18 protein-coding genes and 1 tRNA gene are annotated in these 17,034 nt (G+C 41.5%); 6 read left to right on the forward strand and 13 right to left on the reverse strand.

Features of this window, described 5'->3' with window-relative positions; all coding sequences use genetic code 11:
- Window positions 1-33: 33 nt before the first annotated feature.
- Together F8C76_RS13475 and F8C76_RS13480 are read left to right on the forward strand one after the other, a co-directional pair.
- Window positions 34-441, forward strand: a complete 408-nt coding sequence (locus F8C76_RS13475; RefSeq protein WP_152132235.1) for a DUF2141 domain-containing protein — start codon at window positions 34-36, stop codon at window positions 439-441.
- Between the two features lie 17 nt (window positions 442-458).
- The gene (locus F8C76_RS13480) at window positions 459-851 is read left to right on the forward strand and encodes a DUF423 domain-containing protein (RefSeq protein ID WP_152132236.1); all 393 of its coding nucleotides are present in this window, start codon (window positions 459-461) and stop codon (window positions 849-851) included.
- A 4-nt stretch (window positions 852-855) separates the two neighbouring features.
- Here the strand turns inward: F8C76_RS13480 and F8C76_RS13485 are convergent, their stop codons facing one another.
- From F8C76_RS13485 to F8C76_RS13525, 10 genes are all read right to left on the reverse strand, one after another.
- Window positions 856-1,380: a YybH family protein gene (locus F8C76_RS13485; protein ID WP_152132237.1), complete on the reverse strand. Its 525-nt coding sequence runs from the start codon at window positions 1,378-1,380 to the stop codon at window positions 856-858.
- Window positions 1,381-1,383: 3 nt separating this feature from the next.
- Window positions 1,384-2,097 carry a DUF4097 family beta strand repeat-containing protein gene (locus tag F8C76_RS13490; protein ID WP_152132238.1) on the reverse strand — a complete coding sequence of 238 codons (714 nt, stop codon included), beginning with the start codon at window positions 2,095-2,097 and terminating at the stop codon, window positions 1,384-1,386.
- Between the two features lie 30 nt (window positions 2,098-2,127).
- On the reverse strand, window positions 2,128-2,880 hold the full coding sequence (locus tag F8C76_RS13495) for a DUF4097 family beta strand repeat-containing protein (protein WP_152132239.1): 753 nt from the start codon (window positions 2,878-2,880) through the stop codon (window positions 2,128-2,130).
- A 19-nt stretch (window positions 2,881-2,899) separates the two neighbouring features.
- Window positions 2,900-3,688, reverse strand: coding sequence for a HEAT repeat domain-containing protein (locus F8C76_RS13500; protein ID WP_152132240.1), 789 nt, complete (start codon window positions 3,686-3,688; stop codon window positions 2,900-2,902).
- 2 nt (window positions 3,689-3,690) lie between these two features.
- Window positions 3,691-4,215 carry an RNA polymerase sigma factor gene (locus F8C76_RS13505; RefSeq protein WP_152132241.1) on the reverse strand — a complete coding sequence of 175 codons (525 nt, stop codon included), beginning with the start codon at window positions 4,213-4,215 and terminating at the stop codon, window positions 3,691-3,693.
- An 85-nt stretch (window positions 4,216-4,300) separates the two neighbouring features.
- Entirely contained in the window at window positions 4,301-4,702 is a 402-nt protein-coding gene (locus F8C76_RS13510) for a TonB-dependent receptor (RefSeq protein ID WP_152132242.1), read from the reverse strand.
- A gap of 80 nt (window positions 4,703-4,782) precedes the next feature.
- Window positions 4,783-4,929 carry a hypothetical protein gene (locus F8C76_RS18745; RefSeq protein WP_165357430.1) on the reverse strand — a complete coding sequence of 49 codons (147 nt, stop codon included), beginning with the start codon at window positions 4,927-4,929 and terminating at the stop codon, window positions 4,783-4,785.
- A complete protein-coding gene (feoB, locus tag F8C76_RS13515) occupies window positions 4,929-7,151 on the reverse strand; it encodes a ferrous iron transport protein B (RefSeq protein ID WP_152132243.1) in 2,223 nt (740 codons plus the stop codon). The genes F8C76_RS18745 and feoB overlap by 1 nt, the downstream gene beginning before the upstream one ends.
- Window positions 7,148-7,393, reverse strand: a complete 246-nt coding sequence (locus F8C76_RS13520) for a FeoA family protein (protein WP_116216888.1) — start codon at window positions 7,391-7,393, stop codon at window positions 7,148-7,150. Before F8C76_RS13520 ends, feoB begins: the two co-directional genes overlap by 4 nt.
- An 85-nt stretch (window positions 7,394-7,478) precedes the next feature.
- Window positions 7,479-8,153 carry an SCO family protein gene (locus F8C76_RS13525; protein WP_129655373.1) on the reverse strand — a complete coding sequence of 225 codons (675 nt, stop codon included), beginning with the start codon at window positions 8,151-8,153 and terminating at the stop codon, window positions 7,479-7,481.
- A 151-nt stretch (window positions 8,154-8,304) separates the two neighbouring features.
- On the opposite strand from F8C76_RS13525, the gene rseP reads away from it, so the two are divergent.
- The 4 genes from rseP (at window position 8,305) to F8C76_RS13545 (ending at window position 13,148) form a co-directional block, all read left to right on the forward strand.
- Window positions 8,305-9,660, forward strand: a complete 1,356-nt coding sequence (gene rseP, locus F8C76_RS13530) for an RIP metalloprotease RseP (protein WP_152132244.1) — start codon at window positions 8,305-8,307, stop codon at window positions 9,658-9,660.
- A 69-nt stretch (window positions 9,661-9,729) separates the two neighbouring features.
- Window positions 9,730-9,803, forward strand: a tRNA-Asn gene (locus F8C76_RS13535).
- 569 nt (window positions 9,804-10,372) lie between these two features.
- Entirely contained in the window at window positions 10,373-12,106 is a 1,734-nt protein-coding gene (locus F8C76_RS13540; RefSeq protein ID WP_152132245.1) for a S9 family peptidase, read from the forward strand.
- Window positions 12,107-12,149: 43 nt separating this feature from the next.
- Window positions 12,150-13,148, forward strand: a complete 999-nt coding sequence (locus F8C76_RS13545) for a glycoside hydrolase family 18 protein (RefSeq protein ID WP_152132246.1) — start codon at window positions 12,150-12,152, stop codon at window positions 13,146-13,148.
- Between the two features lie 10 nt (window positions 13,149-13,158).
- Here F8C76_RS13545 and lepB read toward each other — a convergent pair whose 3' ends face one another.
- Genes lepB through F8C76_RS13560 form a run of 3 tightly spaced genes read right to left on the reverse strand, consistent with a single transcriptional unit; the run spans window position 13,159 to window position 16,149 of the window.
- Entirely contained in the window at window positions 13,159-14,367 is a 1,209-nt protein-coding gene (lepB, locus tag F8C76_RS13550; RefSeq protein ID WP_152132247.1) for a signal peptidase I, read from the reverse strand.
- A gap of 20 nt (window positions 14,368-14,387) precedes the next feature.
- Window positions 14,388-14,876 carry a hypothetical protein gene (locus F8C76_RS13555; RefSeq protein WP_152132248.1) on the reverse strand — a complete coding sequence of 163 codons (489 nt, stop codon included), beginning with the start codon at window positions 14,874-14,876 and terminating at the stop codon, window positions 14,388-14,390.
- A gap of 7 nt (window positions 14,877-14,883) precedes the next feature.
- Entirely contained in the window at window positions 14,884-16,149 is a 1,266-nt protein-coding gene (locus F8C76_RS13560; protein ID WP_152132249.1) for a DUF4221 family protein, read from the reverse strand.
- Between the last annotated feature and the right edge of the window lie 885 nt (window positions 16,150-17,034).

A 17,034-nucleotide genomic window follows, 5' to 3' on the forward strand; every position in this document is an offset into this window, starting at 1 on the left:
AGGTATACAACCCAATAATTGTCCCAATTTACTATGAAACTGATTTTTTTAGTACTCGTGTTGGCCCCGATATCCCTTTTTTCGCAAAACACGATTTCGGTACACATTAAAAATGTGGATTCCACCAAAGGCCACGTAAATGTGGCGGTGTACAACTCGGATGATTCTTTTTTATCGTTTGATGAGGTCCTTACAACCGAAACGGCGCCCGCCCATGAAGGCGTGGTAAGCTTGAAGATACAAGATCTGCCCATGGGCGAGTATGCATTGGCTGTTTTCCATGATGAAAATGCCAACGGAAAACTGGATACCAACTGGTTGGGCATTCCAAAGGAAAAAGTGGCCTTTTCCAAGGCCAAGATGAAAGCGTTCGGACCGCCCAAATACAAGGAGTGTGCCTTTAAGGTCACTTCAGATTATGAGATCAGTATTGATCTTTGACCAAAAAAACTATTAGAATGGAAACCATTTTTCTCACCCAGCTGATGGGGGCACTCTATGGATTATTGGCCGTTGTTTTTGGTGCTTTTGGCGCCCATGCCCTTAAAAAGAAATTGACCCCTGAACTACTCCATAGTTTTGAGACAGGGGTCAAATATCAAATGTACCATGCCATTGTGCTGTTGGTTTTGGGCTTTAATCTGGGCTTTGACCAATCCTTGGATTCGGTCATCGCGAACTGCTTTATTTTTGGCACTCTTTTGTTTTCCTTTAGCATTTATGCCCTCTGCCTGAGTGCCGCCAAAGGAGAAAAGCTTCGTTTTTTGGGTCCGGTTACGCCAATTGGGGGATTGCTCTTGGTTGTGGGTTGGGCCTTGTTGCTCTACAAGTTTGTATCGCCGATATTTTAAGAGATCAGTCCACCGTGACGGGAGTAATTTCCGGATAGAACCATGGTGTATGCTGATTGGTCACCGCGGTCCATTTCCAGCCCTCTTTTTCTCTATGCGCGTTCAAGGTCATTAATCCAATCTCCTTAAAAGTGGTATCCGAGGGGATTTCCTTTCTGTACCAGAACATTTTCCAGGAATAATAGGCTAGCGCATTTTGGGAATCCAATAATCGTATTTTGGGTTTTCCTACTTCATAGTAATACGCCAAGGAGTCATTGTTCATCATCATGCCATGAAACTTTTCAAGCTCCTCCCTTCCTTCAAAATAATACCCTTGTGAATTGATCCATGTGGCATCCTCGGCAAATCTGTCCATGGCCAAGGCCATGTCTTTTTGGATCATGGCCCTCTCCCGTTCCGCGACCATCTGGATCAACTCCAAGGAATCTTGCTCACGGGTATTGGTCAATGGGGCGGTTTTATTTTGATTTTGACAGGATAGGGTTGTTCCACCAATCCAGAGCAATCCCAAATAGAAAATCTTCATGATCTAAAGCCTTAAGTACATATTCCCGTTGATGGTGTTCAAACGAAGCCGATGGGTGGCGTCGTCAAATTTGCCTTCCACCTTTTGGCCTACGTGCCGGTCCGTCACTTGCAATTCCAGATGTTCATCGGCATAAATATTGCCATGAATGGTTTCGGCCACCAGACGGGAGTTTTTCATGACCAGGTCAATTTCACCATTGATGGTCTTCAGGTTCATATCACCAGCATATTTTTTGATTTCAATATTCCCATTGATAAGATCAGCGGTAAAGTCTCCCTCAATAAGGTCGGCATTTAGGTTCCCGTTTATGCTACTCACTTTGAAAATGGCATTCTTGGGAACGTAGAGCACATAGTTGAACCGATAGGTCTCATGCGTATGGTAATAGCGCCGTTCCCCTTCCGGCCGGTTTTTGTTCCACTCGTCATAGAAGGCGTCAAAAAGGGCCTGTGGATTGGAGGTGATGGTAATGGAACTGTTACCCTCATCGATGTCCAATTTATACTTGTCCAGATATTTTCCGTCTTCCGTTGTGATGTCCGCTTTGAAATACACCGAGGACTTTTCCCAAGTCTTGACCTCAATTTTATAGGCAAACTTGACATTCAATTCTATGAATTGATTGGCATGGGGAATGTTTTTCTCAATGATTTTCTGTGCATGGAGGGACAGGCACAGGAAGCCCATCAATACTAGGGTCGTTACATTTTTCATGAGGATTCGTTTTTAAGATGATGGATTGAATTATTGTTTTCTTAGGTAGATGTTGCCATTGGTGGATTTTAGGGAGATGTTCACGCCGCCATTGTTTATGGCTGCATTGACTTTACGGCCTGAAACGGATTTAAGCCCATCCTTTTCTTCGCGTTTTAGATCAAAATTGGTGTAGATGTCCCCGTTTACAGAACTTAGGGAAAGGTCTGCAGGGGTGTTTCCAGGCATGGTGACGTCTACAGCGCCATTGGTGGAATAAATGGAAATGGGGGAACTTTGCTTTACGGCCCCAAACTCCACAGTGACTTCACCATTTAAGGTATTGGCGGTAACTGGACCGTTCACATCCAAAATCTCTATGCTGCCATTGAGTTGGGCATCCGCTTCTATTTCACCTGCGAAACCGTTAATTTCTATGTTTCCGTTCCAAGTACTCTTTACGGCCACATTTTGGTTTTTGGGCAAAAAGATTTCGGCTCCTTCGGATTTCCTTAAATTTTTTACGATCAAGGTGTTCCCGTCCTGTACCACATAAAATCCGACCTCGGTATTGTCGTTTCCGCCTTCTCCTACTAGACGGAGCCCTTTCGCGCGTTCTGAAACCTCATGCCGGTCACCGGCTTTGATCAATATCTCATTGGACGTGTATGTTCTAACTACAATATCCGCCTTAGATTCGATCTTCACCCATTCTATCCCGTTGAGGGATTTGGTGTAATCGTTTTGTGCATGGGCCATGGCACTTAAGATAAGGGCCGTGAAAAGAAGTGTCATTTTTTTCATGATTTTCGTTTTTTGATGTTTATGTTATTTTGGGTAATACAGCTTTGATCTGTTCTTTAATGAAAGGCTGCGTATCTTCTTGCTCCAACAATTTTTTCATGGGAGCGATTGCTTTTTTCTCCTGTATCTGTACCAACATCTCTATAATGCCAATCTGGATGCTTGGGTTTTTTTCCTTTCCCAAGGCCTCGATGAAGACATTCTTTACGGTATCCGATGCGCTGAATTTTGAAAGGGCCTCAAAAGCGGTAAGGCGAACATTGTCATTTTCATCATGGATCAATCGATTGGCCAACGCCTGTATGATGGCTTCATCCGGATGTTCAAACTCTTCAATATAATTGACGCCTTGTATGCGTTTGCTGGCGGATTGGTTTTCCATCAAGGAAAGCATGGCGGTCTGTTTCATTTGTAGGGTTTCGTCCTTTAAAATGGCCATGTCTCCATCCACCTTTCGCTGTTGAAAGAGGCTTCCCATTTGAAAAGAAGCCACCAAAAGTGCTATGCTGGCCGCTACTTTGAGCAGATTGGTGGCCCAATTGGATTTTTTCTTCGGGACCAACGGAACCATTTTTCCCAGACTCTCTTTTTCTGCTTCCAAGGCTTCTTCGAATTTGTTCCTGAGTCGATTTGTAGGTACATGTGGAACGTCATCTTCAAAAGCCTTGAACAGCGTTTTCATCTCTTCCAGTTCTTTTTGACAGTCAGGGCACTGGGATAGATGCTCTTCTGCCTTTTTCTGGGTATTTTTATCAAGAGTACCATCCAAATAGGCCGGAATCAAGTCCGAAATGTGATTATTCTTCATGGTTATAAACTTTCTAAATAAATTTTCTTCAACTTTTTAAGGATACGGCAGACCTTGGTCTTCATCGCTCCAGGGGTGCTTCCCATGATTTCCGCCAGCTCTTCATACCGTATTTCCTTGAATCGGTTTAGGATGACCAGCTCACGATCTTCTGGGTCCAACTGGTTAAGGGCTTGTTGCAATCGGGAATAATCTTCCACATCTTCATTTTCTTCCTTATCGGATTTGTACTCAAGAACCTCCAAACCATCGTGATGCTTGTGGTTTCTTGAAAAATGACTTTTCAGACTGTTCCGGGCTATGGTGAACAGCCAGGAAACGAATGAGCCATTGTTATAGGAACTCCTGTATTTGATGAGCTTGTAAAAAACATCTTGGGTCAAATCCTCGCTCAACATGCTATCGCCGGACATCTTGTACAAAAAATTGTACACGTGTTTGTGATGTCGGTCAAAAAGGACCTTGAGCATATCCAAATTACCCTCGGCAACCTTTTGCATCAGTATTTCATCTGAAAGCGCTTTCAATAGCTGTTTTTGGTTGTTGTTTATCCTATATAGTCAAGAAATTGAAAAAGGTTACAGTTGGGAAGAAAAAAATGAATGGAAGGGATTATTCGATGGTTTTGATCTTGATGACACCACTGGCACCCCTTGAGCCATATTCCGCTGTTTCAGCACCGGTCAAGGCCTCAATGCTCTCGACCATAAAGCTGTTGACCAATTGGTCCACGGACCTAAATGAGTTGCCAATAATATATCCGTTGAGAACATATAAGGGTTCCGTGACTTGTTGACCGAAGACCTGATTGGAGGCTTTGACAAAATAGGGCACCCCATTTCTTAAGGTAACCCCGGGCAATTGCCGGATACGCTGAAGTAGACTGATGTTTCCTTTGTTCCGTTGCTCAAGCTCTTTGGCGATTTCTGGATTGTAACCTGTGCTTTTGGATCCTGAACAGCTTCCCAAGTAGAAAACAAGGAACAAAACACCGAGGGTAAATAGCTGTTTCATAGTGGCGCAATTACCCTACAAGCTATTAATTTTTAGCGAATTAAGTCGAAGTTATCCGGAAAAATTGGACTGAGGAAATTTTATCCACAACCACAATTGTCCTGCCCGCAGGATTTGGAACCTTTCTTTTTGCCAAAAAGCATGGATTTGGGCAGGAGAAATTTCCAGACCAAATAACCCACGGCAAGGGCAACGATGATATAGACCATTAATTGCTGAAGTTCCATTAGCTAAGAATTTGATAGGCCACCATGGCAACAAGGTAGGCAAATATGCTCATAAAGGCCAATTGGTACAGGGGCCATTTCCATGAATTGGTCTCCCGTTTCACCACGGCCAAGGTACTCATACATTGCATGGCAAAGGCATAAAAAAGCATCAGTGAAATTCCAGAAGCCAGATTGAACAGGGGTTTCCCCATTGGGCCTAATTCTGCTGCCATCCGATTTTTTATGGTTTCTTCCTCATCACTACCCACGCTGTAAATGGTGGCAAGGGTGCCCACGAATACTTCCCTGGCGGCAAAGGACGTCAGTACCGCAATGCCAATTTTCCAGTCATAGCCCAAGGGCCTCACCAGGGGTTCAAAAGCCTTTCCAGCATAGCCGATGTAGGAATGCTCCAGTTTGTAACTGGCGATCTCTTGTGCCTTGGCCCTTTCCATGAGGTCTTGGGTCCTGATTTGGATGGAATCCTGCACGGCTTCGGAGGTTAGGCCAGCATAATCGGTTGCCAGAGCCTGCTCATAAGTGTTGATGTTGTTTTGGATATAATTTTTGCTATACGTGCTAAGGCCTTCCTCTTCAATTCGGGTGTTGACAATTTGTTCCGCATCATGGAAATCATCCGAGAAACCATTAGACCCCAAAAACCAGAGGACGATGGAAATGGCCAGGATGATCTTTCCCGCACCGAACACAAAGCTTTTGGTTTTCTCCAATACGGTGTAGGCCACATTTTTGATAAGGGGTAGGCGATAGGTGGGCATTTCCACCATAAAGAGCCCCCTGCTTTTTATCTTCAATATTTTATTCAGGACCATAGCAGAGAAAATCGCCATTCCAAAACCGATGAGGTAGAGCAACATCAGAGTCAATGCCTGATAACTCACGCCCAAAATACTTCCCTCGGGGATAACGAGGGCGATTAGGATAAGATACACTGGCAATCGCGCCGAACAGGTGGTAAACGGGGTCACTAAAATAGTGATAAGACGTTCTTTCCAGTTTTCTATGGTCCGGGTGGCCATTACCGCTGGAATGGCACAGGCGGTTCCAGAAATTAGCGGGACCACACTTTTACCACTTAGCCCGAAGGGACGCATCAAACGGTCCATAAGAAAGACCACTCGGCTCATGTACCCAGATTCTTCCAACAATGAAATGAACAGGAACAAAAAGGCAATCTGAGGAACGAAAATGACGATTCCCCCTATTCCGGCCAAGATTCCTTCGGCCAACAAGTCGGTGAGGACCCCTGGAGGCAAAGTATTTTTGATCCATTCGGCAGCCATGGAGAATTGCTCGTCAATGATATCTTGGGGATAGGAACTCCATTCAAAAATGGCTTGAAAAATCAGCAGTAAAATGGCAAAGAAAATCAGATAGCCAAAAACCTTGTGGGTAAGGACCTTATCTATGGAGGCACGAAGTCCCTTGGCAGCCAAGAAATCTACTTTGTAGGTCTCTTTTAGCGCATTGTTGATGAACTGGTAGCGCAACACGGTCTCCTTGTGCTGTAGTTTTTTGAGTTCGTCCTTGGACTTGGTGGAAAATGAGGTGACATCCTCTATTCGTTTTTTCTCAATGGGCATAAAGTTGACATCCTGGGTGATGACCAACCATAATTTGTAAAGATCTTCGTTGGGGAATGCTTTCTGCAATCTTCCAAAATAGTCCGGGGCAATCCGTGTGGTGTCTATGTTGGGGGATGTGGACAGACTTTTGTAATCCGCAATAAGCTCCTTTAAGCGATCAATGCCATTGCCTTTTCGGGTACTTACCAAAGCAATTTTGGCATCCAGTTTTTTCTCCATTGCCGCAACATCCAATGAAATCCCTTTTCTGGACATACGGTCGGCCATGTTGATGACCAAGATGGCCGGAATCCTAAGATCTTTGATCTGGGTGAATAGTAGGAGGTTCCTTTTAAGGTTTTCCACATCGCTGATCACCACGGCGACATCCGGATAGTTTTTGTCGTTCTTGTTGAGCAAAAGTTCAACGGCCACACTTTCGTCCAAGGAAGTAGTATTGAGGCTGTAGGTTCCGGGAAGGTCCAGTATATGTGCCTTTACGCCTCTGGGGAGTTTGCAGATGCCCTCTTTCTTTTCCACGGTAATGCCCGGATAATTGCCCACCTTTTGCTTAAGGCCCGTCAATTGGTTAAAAACAGAGGTCTTTCCGGTATTGGGATTGCCGATCAGGGCAACATTGATGTTTTTGCTCATAGGGCCTTCGTATCTTCAATAATATCCAACTCAATGCATTGGGCCAATGATCGTCTTATGGCGATGTGGCTTCCGCTAAGATTGATGTAGATGGGATCTTTTAACGGGGCAACCTGTACCAGTTCCACTATATTTCCGGGCAAGCATCCCAATTCCAAAAGTTTTATGGGGAGGATATGTTCCGAAAAATCCTTGATCACTCCTTTTTGCCCATGCACAAGATCCGCAACTGTAGCCACTATATTTATTTAGATTGATTTTAAGTAACAGCAAAAATACATAAAAAACATATAAAGCCGTAACCGAACGGCGAGTAAGGCTTTGGTTCTATTCTGTGTAGCTGTCTTTCAGGGTTTTAAGGTCCTCGAGCAATTTGTCAATTTCCTTTCTGTTGGTGCCATCATAAAAGCCCCTGATCCTACGCTCTTTGTCCACAAGGATAAAATTTTCGGTATGGATCATATCGTAGGGGCCGCCATCTCCATCCGTCTTCACGGCCAAATACGATTTTCTGGCCAACTCATAAATTTGTTTCTTGTCGCCCGTGACCAAATTCCACTTGTTATCCACGACCCCTTTTTCCAGGGCGTATTTTTTTAATTGGGGAACGGAATCTATGACCGGGGTCACGGAATGGGACAGCAACATGACATCATCATCATCCAAAATGGCATCCTGGATTTCGGTCATGTTCTTGGTCATTATGGGGCAAATGGTAGGGCATGTGGTAAAAAAGAAATCGGCCACATAGATTTTATCCTTGTAATTGTCTTGGGTGATGGTTTCCCCGTTTTGGTTGACCAGTTCAAAATCAGCAATTTTATGGTACTTCTTTTTGTAGTGTAAAGTGCTATCCACCAAAGAAGGGTCCACCATGGAAGGTTGGTACACCGGGAGCAGCTTTTGGGGCTGTAGGGCATTGTAAAATAGATAGATGATCACGGCGGAAAGTGCCAAGAGGACAGCTCCAAAGAACTTGTATTTTGAAAAGAAGGACAACATACTTGCAAAATTACGGCTGATAGGAGGATTCTTCAAGGTGAAAACAAGTTTTTGGTGCTAAATCTTTCTTAAAACAAACCTCTGTTCATCATGCTGTTTTCATATCACTAGGTAAAAGGTTACTTTTGTGGGTTTTAACAAAACACTTCGGATGAGTCCCATACTTATAAAGACAATTCAATTCTTTCTTAGCCTGTCCTTACTCATTGTACTTCATGAGCTTGGGCACTTTATTCCCGCTAAGATTTTTAAGACACGGGTTGAAAAATTCTACCTCTTTTTTGATGTAAAGTTTTCCCTTTTCAAGAAGAAAATAGGAGAGACCGTATACGGTATCGGATGGTTGCCCTTGGGAGGCTATGTGAAGATTTCCGGGATGATTGATGAAAGTATGGATACCGAGCAAATGAAGGAAGAGCCCAAGCCTTGGGAATTCCGGAGCAAACCGGCCTGGCAACGGTTGATCATTATGTTGGGAGGTGTCACCGTCAACTTTATTCTGGCTGTGGTCATCTACATTGGCATGGCGTATTCCTATGGCAGGCAATACATTCCTATCGATAGCCTTAAAGATGGGGTTTGGGTAACCGAAAAAACCATTGGGGACAAATTAGGGATAGAGACTGGGGACAAAATTGTTGCTGTGGATGGCAAGGAACTGGAATCCTTTGACAGTGTTTTTGGGGAATTGATCAACGGGAACAGTATTACCATTATTCGAGATGGTGAGCGCATTGAAAAGGAAATCCCGATCGATTTTATTTCCACCTTACTGGATGACGAGGACAAACTACGCTTTTTGAGTGTTAGGGTTCCCTTTGTGGTGAACAAGGTGCCCAAAACCTCACACAACAAAGAAGCTGGATTCAAGCCCAAGGATAAATTTTTGGCCGTTAACGGCCAAGCAGCTGTATACAGGGACCAGGTAATTGCTTTTCTGGAGAAAAACAAGGATAAGGATATCAATATCACCTTGCAGCGACAAGATGGTTCACAAGATCAGGTAACGGCCCATGTAAATGCCGAAGGCATGCTGGGATTGGAAGTTGGGGGGTATACCATGGAAGATCTTGAGGAACAAGGATATTTTAAGATCAATACCGAGGAATATACCTTTATGGAAGCCATTCCTGCGGGGATAGACAAAGGGGTGACTACTTTATCCAGCTACGTGAAACAACTCAAGAAGATCTTTAACCCCGAGACCGGGGCCTACAAGGGCGTTGGAGGTTTTGCGGCTATCGGCAGCCTGTTCCCCGATACGTGGAACTGGGCCACATTCTGGTCTACCACAGCATTTATATCCATTATGTTGGCCTTTATGAACATCTTGCCCATACCGGCACTGGATGGAGGGCATGTGGCATTCCTATTGTATGAAATGGTTACGGGACGCAAGCCCAGTGACAAGTTTTTGGAGTATGCACAGATGGTCGGGTTCTTCTTGTTGATTGCTTTATTGTTGTTTGCCAACGGGAATGATTTGTATAAATGGCTTTTTAAATAGAAAAGCGATTTTTTTCTTTGTACTGTATTAAAGAATCTGCTATATTTGCACCCGCTTAAGGTAAAATATTCCTCCTTAGCTCAGTTGGTTAGAGCATCTGACTGTTAATCAGAGGGTCCTTGGTTCGAGCCCAAGAGGGGGAGCAGAGACAAAAGGCTTCAGAGAAATTCAAACTCTGGAGTCTTTTTCCGTTAATATGCGGATTCCCACCCTCCTGTTTTCTATACTGTTATACGATTTCAAAATTTACGTTAATTGGTTACAGGGGTTTTCAAGCACTTTTTTATAGGAAACACTGCCGTCATATCAGGATATTAAAATGGTTTTTAGGCTCTACGGAAGTATCATGAACAATTATAGTTGAGCAGATTGACCTTTTTGTCTTGGTTAATTTTTCCCTTCATTTATTTTAAAGAAAATACTTATATTGTAGAAAGTATATTCTTTCAATATTAAACTATTGAATTTACGGTTTGATTAGGTCTACTTAACATGAGCCCAAAACAGTAAAGCAGGGACTTGCTTACTGGGGAAATAGGTTAGGTTCGCCGATGTAAACGGATATAAGTTTCCCCTTAGAAGTTCATTCATGGTAGTTTTTCACGAAGGAGTTAATGTGCAATGCAATAGGCATGAAAAAGTTCGTGAAGATTCCCAAACAATGTACAGAAAAGATAAAATGACGGTACAATTTTAAGAGAGAAACTTTTAAATGCAAACTAAACTTTTTTTATGGGTATGGCCATGGTTAATTTGGAGTTTGGTTTCTTGTGATACCGTAAAAGGAGACAATATCCATGATGAAGTCCTGGCCGTGATTGATCGCCAGTATCCTGCTCCCGTAAGCTCTTCCCTGGACGGAACCAAATTTCTGAAAAAATCAAGAGATAGTGCTTTCAGTCTTTATGCAGGTGAGGCCTCTCAATCCAGTCTTGTAGATTATTCAGGTTTTACCCAATTATCCTTGACCTGGCATCCTAATGGGAAGGAAGTGGTATTTCAGGAGTATAATCCTGATTCAGGGATTTACGATTTGTTTGGATTGGATATTGACAAAAGAAGTCGACAGCGTATAGCGATTCCTCCTTCCGAAAATTGTATTCCTTCTATAGAATTTTCAAAATCCGGAAGGTATATGGCTTATATGGCGACCCGGAATAGTAGTTCCAGAATATATGTTTATGACTACATCGATAACGTCCTTATGGACGATTCCTATGTGGTTCAGTCACCCTATTCAAGCTTTCAATGGAAGGATGATTCCTCCCTTATTTTCATAGAAGATTCGTTAAGACCAGTTATTATGAAAGTAGATATTGATGATGGAACCCTATCATCATATCCATTGGACGATTTTAGCGAGGTGTCAAACTTTACGGTAAACCATAATTGGATTTTGTTGACGGGAAGGTTGAAAAATGAAGAATACTTCCAATGTTTCAAATTTGATTTAGGGAGTGGTACAACGGAAAAATTGACAGAGGGCGATTTTAATGTAACGGAATGCACTTATTCAAACTATGGTCCCTATTATTATTATACCCGAAATGAAAAAGGACTTCCCCGGCTTTATTGTTCTGATCTTCGCATTGACTCAATAATACAAGATGTATCCACTGCCACAAAGGGCTATCAGTTAAGTCTAGAGCTTTCCAAAGATGATGTTTACCTCATGGGATATAGTTTAAATGCCCCTATGGGCATAGAGCATCTTAATTTGGGCAATAGAGATATCAAACCAATCAATACTATTGGTGAAAGAGGCTTGGAGATGCCTGCCCCTGAGTTTTTGAACATAGAGAATCATGCCGCCAATACGCTTGTAAAAGCTTTTTTTTGGCCATCAAACAATAATGTGGCTGCATCAGAGAAAACGGTACTCTATATCCATGGGGGGCCATTTCTCCAAAGCACTCCTATGTGGAGCGAAATGGTCTACGTACTTACCCAGTACGGGTTTAATGTGTTGTCCATTAATTATCAGGGGTCTTCAGGGTATTCAAATAGCTATGCCCTGAAAAACAAGGTTCCTAATCAAATATCGGACATAGTGGCCTCAATACACTTTTTGGAAGATCATAAACAAATTGGGGCGGAGGATATCATTTTAATGGGATCCAGTTATGGAGGTATGTTAGCGGCAAAGGCAGGAAGATATGTGTCCAATATTGGTGGGGTGGTCCTCATTTCGGGCGATATGGATTCCTTTCCAAGGGATTGGAATACCGATATTATGTTGCTGGGCTTCTATGGGGAAATGGATCCAATTTCAGAAAAAATGAAATTTATATTCAATGACGTAGGCCTTTTGAACTCCAAAAATGCCCAATTCACCTTTTTTGAAAAGGAAGGACACTTATTCCACAGATCAACCACTTGGGCCAATATATACAGTAAAATTATAAATACATTTCATTCAAATGCTATCTTTCAAACAAAACTTTAGGCAAAGAGAGCCTTTTAAACCAAGGTTTTTCTTTTCAATACTTATGATTATTTTGATTTTCGGATGTGAGGAATCCATTGCAATAGACAAAAGTCTACTGGGACAGGAAAATGCAGTGTGGTCCGAAAGTATTTATCTTCGGGGTACCCAACCTAGCACTGGAGAAAAACTGACTGAAAACGACCTGAAGGAGTACGCTGAAACCCTAAGGGAAAACCATATAAAGTATGCCTATTTATTCTCGGGGCCTTATCAAAATGATGGCCACTTGCCCAGATATCCCTTTACCCAGTTGGCAAAGGAAAGCGTACGCAAGTTAAAGGCCTATTACCCTGAGATCATCATCTTGCCGTGGATTGGAGGTATTCAGAACAAAACCGTGTATCTGGGGGATTCCTTATGGACCGAAAATGCGCTCAAGGATACCAAAAGGTTGATTGATTATCTTGAAGTTCCGGGAGTGCATGTTGATTTTGAGTATATCGTAAAGGGAAACCCATATCTGGACAGGACGGTTTCCAGGGAAAAAGCTGGAGATAATGATGCATATCCAAACAATGTCAATTATTTCCATGAACGCTTGCGCAAACTTGTTCCAGACGCCTTTATTTCTTCTGTAGTGGTGGCCACACCAACAGGTACCCAATCATGGAAGCGGAAAACTTCCACCAAAGAATTGGAAGGTTTGGTTCCATACGTAGATCAGCTCTCATTTCTTTTTTTTGACACGATGATTGATTCACAAGAATTGTTTGAAACCAATTGTGTTGCTCAGGTTAAGGATATACAGACCCTTAAAGAGCTGAATCCCGATACGCAGTTTCTGATATCTGTGGGCACATTCGTTAACCGGGAAGAGCTTCATAACTTTCGGAACCTAAAGATTGAGAGTGTTCCCAATACCCTGAAAACTATACAAAGAAGCATTTTGAATGTAAATCAAGAGGAAAAATTGGTAGATGGGATATCCATTTATTGTGACTGGCAAACCGAGGAATCAGAGTGGAAATCATTCCGAAAACATTGGTCAAAAAAAGAGTGATATGGTAAACTCAAGGATTTAATTTTTTAAAGAAACGTTCCTTGAACGATTTCCAAGAGCTTGTTGAAAAAAGTATCATAGGTACTTTCCCTATGATGTTAGAAACAGGAACAAACCCAAAGTATCTGGAATCTATGGAGTGTTTACGGTTGTCCCCCATTAAGAAACAGAAATCCTGTGTAAAGGTATAAGCCTCTATTTTTTCTCCATGCTTGTTATAATAGATGTCATTGTTTTCCTCCCACTCTTGGCCTTCAAAATCGCTTATGGCAGCACCGTACAAAGCATATGTCTTAGGGTTGATTTTTATTTCCATTCCCTTTTTGGGTACAACCAGTGGTCCCATATTGTCCAATGTCCACTCGTTTTCTTCTGGATTCGCAAAAAGAGGTCTGTCTTTAAGGGATTTGTCCAAGTCCTTTTGTAGGACTTGATAATTTTCATTTTTTTGGAGCGTGGCCATCTCGTTTTTGGATAGTGTCGCCTTGATCAGGTTTGAGGTATCTGGAATTGGGGAAAAGGGCCCATTTATACCCAAACTATCCATGGTGCTGAAAAAAGGTTTTGTATTGGTCGGTCTAATCTGGTAATCCTCTTTGATGTCCTTGGAAGGTGTTCTATGTTTTCCATTGACATAGGTCTCCCCATTTTTTATGGTCAGTGTGTCACCTGGCAAGGCCATACAACGTTTTACAATATAAAAACCATAGGCCTGCTGATATACCAAAATATCCTCTCTTCTTGGAACGGTGGCGAGTCCGGGCAATCTTAATGAAGACCATATATATTGCGAATCTTCGGGAGTGGCACCTTTTTTATCGGAGAAAAATATATTCACCCACGGAACATCCTTTAGGGCCAGAGGGATTCCCGGGCCATAGATCAACTTGTTAACGACAATGATATCGCCAGTGTACACAGTATTTTCCATGGAGTTACTGGGTACGGTATACACCTCAAATACAAAGAGCCTTATGCTTAGTACTGCAAGAAATATGAGAAAGAAAATCGATAAAAAACGAACAAACCCCTTTAATCGATTGGATTGGATTTGATCAATACCCCATAGGACCAACAAAACAAGCAGTCCTAAAAATACAATCAGGGCTGTAAGCCAACAAAGCCCTAAAATGCACAGAAATAGTAGGAAAACACCCAGAGGAACAATGGAATAGGGCCTAAATAGAACCCTTTTTTTTGTACTAAACCTTGTGGTCATGGAAAACGATGAAACTCTATCTAGTTTGTGGCATTGTTGGCATTGATCAAAAGTTGGGCGGCAAGTCGTTCAAAGGCATTGCCGTTCTCAGGAGATTGAAATTCATGGGATTCATAGGTGCCATCCTTTAGATGTACAATGCATGGATAAATACTGTTATTGGTAGGGAGCACATATTTGCTTTCCTTGTCCACATGTACATTGGGAATGGTATCTACCCTGATATTTAGCTTATGCTGCAATATTTTAAGGGATTCTATCTTGGTCAAGACTATGAATGTCTTTGGGTTGCGGGCATTTTCTTTTATAAAATATTCTCCTTCCTGGATACACCCCTTGCAACCTAAACCGGGAAGAATGACCATCCATTCGGTGTTGCTGGGCAAATCAAAATTGTCCATGACAGATATTATATGATCTTGTTCCAATTCGGGTTCTCCTTTTTTACAGGAAATTAAGGTGCTTGCTACTATTAAAATAAGCAATATGGTTCCAATATTTTTTTTCATATATATATTATTTCTTTATTTCTGAAGGGAGAAAAACCTTAAAGGTAAGATAGGCTTCATCCACATCATTTTTGTCTATGTATTCAATGTTCAAGCCTTCTTGGGTAACAAAAGAATTTTCCCAATGCCATAGGTCTCCCGGACCAAGAGTGGTTTCTCCCAGATAGCTGAAATCTTTATCCAGAATAATGACCGCAATATCCTTTTTCTTCCAGCTTGCTCCTTTCGGGGCATTGGGCATGGCTCGCCTTAGAAAACGATAATAAACGTTTCGGATTGGATCATGCAGTATGGTGCAATATCGGTCCTCCTCAACGAGCTTTGCTTCTAATTCCTCAGAGTCCATTCCGTTTGTTTTTTTGTCAAAAGAAGAAATCGGTCCTGAAAAATTGCTGCCAGCAAAAACTTTTATTGGCTCTTCAGGATTGTTTAAGTCACTGATATATAAATGATGGGAAGGGGTGAAGCTATAGATGATACGTTCGCCATCCGGATGTAATTGAGGATACACTTGCATAGGTAACCAGCCACCCCAATTATAGTTGTTCCCAAAAATTTCATAAGGATAATGGTGTGTAAAACGAACTTTGTCCAATGAATATGAAATATGGGATTGAATTGGGAATTTTGTAATGACTGAATCTGGGATTTCATTGGGAAATTGTCCCGTAATAAGCAGTTCGTTTTTGCCCTTGATTAATGGAATGGAAGAGTTGTTATGATATACTGGAAAGGAAAAAATCCAATCCATAGGGTCCCCGTTCAGTCCTCTCCCTTCATTAAGCGATAGGCTTTTGATAATATTGCCCTTTTCATTCATTAATGATATATCCATTGAGTTGGACAACATATAAATGGAATCGGCGCTTTTAACAAGATAGCCGACAATATCTTTTTGGCCCTTGGGGTCATTGAACTCATATGGTATTTTTTTAATGAAATCCAGATTCTTGTAATCGTAAAAATATATGGATCGATTATAGGTGTTCAGAAAGGTCAAATATTGATTTCCCAATGAATCTGTGAACAACTGAATATAATTAGGACGCGCAGCTGTTTCTTTGTCAAGTGGGTATGATTTATTTTTAATGAACTCTAATTGTGCAGTGGTGTTTAAGGTTCCACTCTTTTCATTATTGATTTTATTCTGTTCTATTCGACATGAATAAAAGATGGAGATAAGGGATGCCACCATTAAAAATTTGGTGAGAAGAAATAAAGACGGACAGGCAATACCAAATCCGCCTTTATGTTGAAAGAGTTTTGATTTCATACAATAATTGATATTCAAAAATTAATTTTCTTGGTTTATTGGATAAAACCATCTCCTTTATTTAATTTATAATGGATTGTTTTTTAATGAAATTACAATCCATAAATGGCTCAAAAACCCAAAGGCAACGTTTATCCCATTTGTATTATAAATTGTCACCCTACTTACTAGAAAATTCCAGGGTGCCATTTATTATGGTCTAACCGTAAGCCATTGGATTAAAAATATTATATGTGCTTTTTAAAAAGCACGAATCTTAAGGCCCAGAGCCAACAGGATCACAGTAAAAACCTCCTCCCAAATAGGTGCACTGATCATACGAACAACGATATTGCATCGTGTATCCTTTCCACTGACATTCAGCATTTGCTGAATTTAAGGAGATTAGACCAGCCAAATCATAACCATCGGATTTGATAGAGCTATTACTGCTTACGAAAAATACTACTGCAAACACGATTGCCGCTAAAACGGTAATTGCCTTTTTCATAATTGTAAAGTCTTTTAGTTTATAATATGTTTTAACCTCTTGTACCTGTCTTATGGAAGGCGCTACAGGTACCGAACACCAAGCCCGTTTCTGTAAAAAGGGCATATGTACTTGATATTTCAAGAACTTTCCTCTTGTCCCATGCCAGCTAAGTCATAACGATTCAGTTTTTAAGTATCAATAATCATCTATGTGTAAACCCATCTTAGGAAGGGTTTGATTTCTCTATAGGAGGGAACCTTAAAACAATACGGGGTGGGGGAGAATTATTATTGAGACTAACTTAAGAATTTTATTTCAATATAAAAAAGAAAAAAGTATTATTAATGTAGGTATAATACTATTAATTTGTTATAATATTTGTTTTGTAAGGTAATTCTTGTTGTCATTATCCA

The sequence above is a fragment of the Flagellimonas olearia genome, from assembly GCF_009184425.1.
Lineage (GTDB): Bacteria > Bacteroidota > Bacteroidia > Flavobacteriales > Flavobacteriaceae > Flagellimonas > Flagellimonas olearia.

Bases quoted from the DNA above. Each gene is read 5' to 3' on its own strand.
- lepB (WP_152132247.1), bottom strand. From the start codon at position 14,367: ATGACCACAAGGTTTAGTACAAAAAAAAGGGTTCTATTTAGGCCCTAT.
- F8C76_RS13540 (WP_152132245.1), top strand. From the start codon at position 10,373: ATGCAAACTAAACTTTTTTTATGGGTATGGCCATGGTTAATTTGGAGT.
- F8C76_RS13485 (WP_152132237.1), bottom strand. From the start codon at position 1,380: ATGAAGATTTTCTATTTGGGATTGCTCTGGATTGGTGGAACAACCCTA.
- F8C76_RS13545 (WP_152132246.1), top strand. From the start codon at position 12,150: ATGATTATTTTGATTTTCGGATGTGAGGAATCCATTGCAATAGACAAA.
- F8C76_RS18745 (WP_165357430.1), bottom strand. From the start codon at position 4,929: ATGGAACTTCAGCAATTAATGGTCTATATCATCGTTGCCCTTGCCGTG.
- rseP (WP_152132244.1), top strand. From the start codon at position 8,305: ATGAGTCCCATACTTATAAAGACAATTCAATTCTTTCTTAGCCTGTCC.
- F8C76_RS13475 (WP_152132235.1), top strand. From the start codon at position 34: ATGAAACTGATTTTTTTAGTACTCGTGTTGGCCCCGATATCCCTTTTT.
- F8C76_RS13480 (WP_152132236.1), top strand. From the start codon at position 459: ATGGAAACCATTTTTCTCACCCAGCTGATGGGGGCACTCTATGGATTA.
- F8C76_RS13510 (WP_152132242.1), bottom strand. From the start codon at position 4,702: ATGAAACAGCTATTTACCCTCGGTGTTTTGTTCCTTGTTTTCTACTTG.
- F8C76_RS13555 (WP_152132248.1), bottom strand. From the start codon at position 14,876: ATGAAAAAAAATATTGGAACCATATTGCTTATTTTAATAGTAGCAAGC.
- F8C76_RS13490 (WP_152132238.1), bottom strand. From the start codon at position 2,097: ATGAAAAATGTAACGACCCTAGTATTGATGGGCTTCCTGTGCCTGTCC.
- feoB (WP_152132243.1), bottom strand. From the start codon at position 7,151: ATGAGCAAAAACATCAATGTTGCCCTGATCGGCAATCCCAATACCGGA.
- F8C76_RS13525 (WP_129655373.1), bottom strand. From the start codon at position 8,153: ATGTTGTCCTTCTTTTCAAAATACAAGTTCTTTGGAGCTGTCCTCTTG.
- F8C76_RS13500 (WP_152132240.1), bottom strand. From the start codon at position 3,688: ATGAAGAATAATCACATTTCGGACTTGATTCCGGCCTATTTGGATGGT.
- F8C76_RS13560 (WP_152132249.1), bottom strand. From the start codon at position 16,149: ATGAAATCAAAACTCTTTCAACATAAAGGCGGATTTGGTATTGCCTGT.
- F8C76_RS13495 (WP_152132239.1), bottom strand. From the start codon at position 2,880: ATGAAAAAAATGACACTTCTTTTCACGGCCCTTATCTTAAGTGCCATG.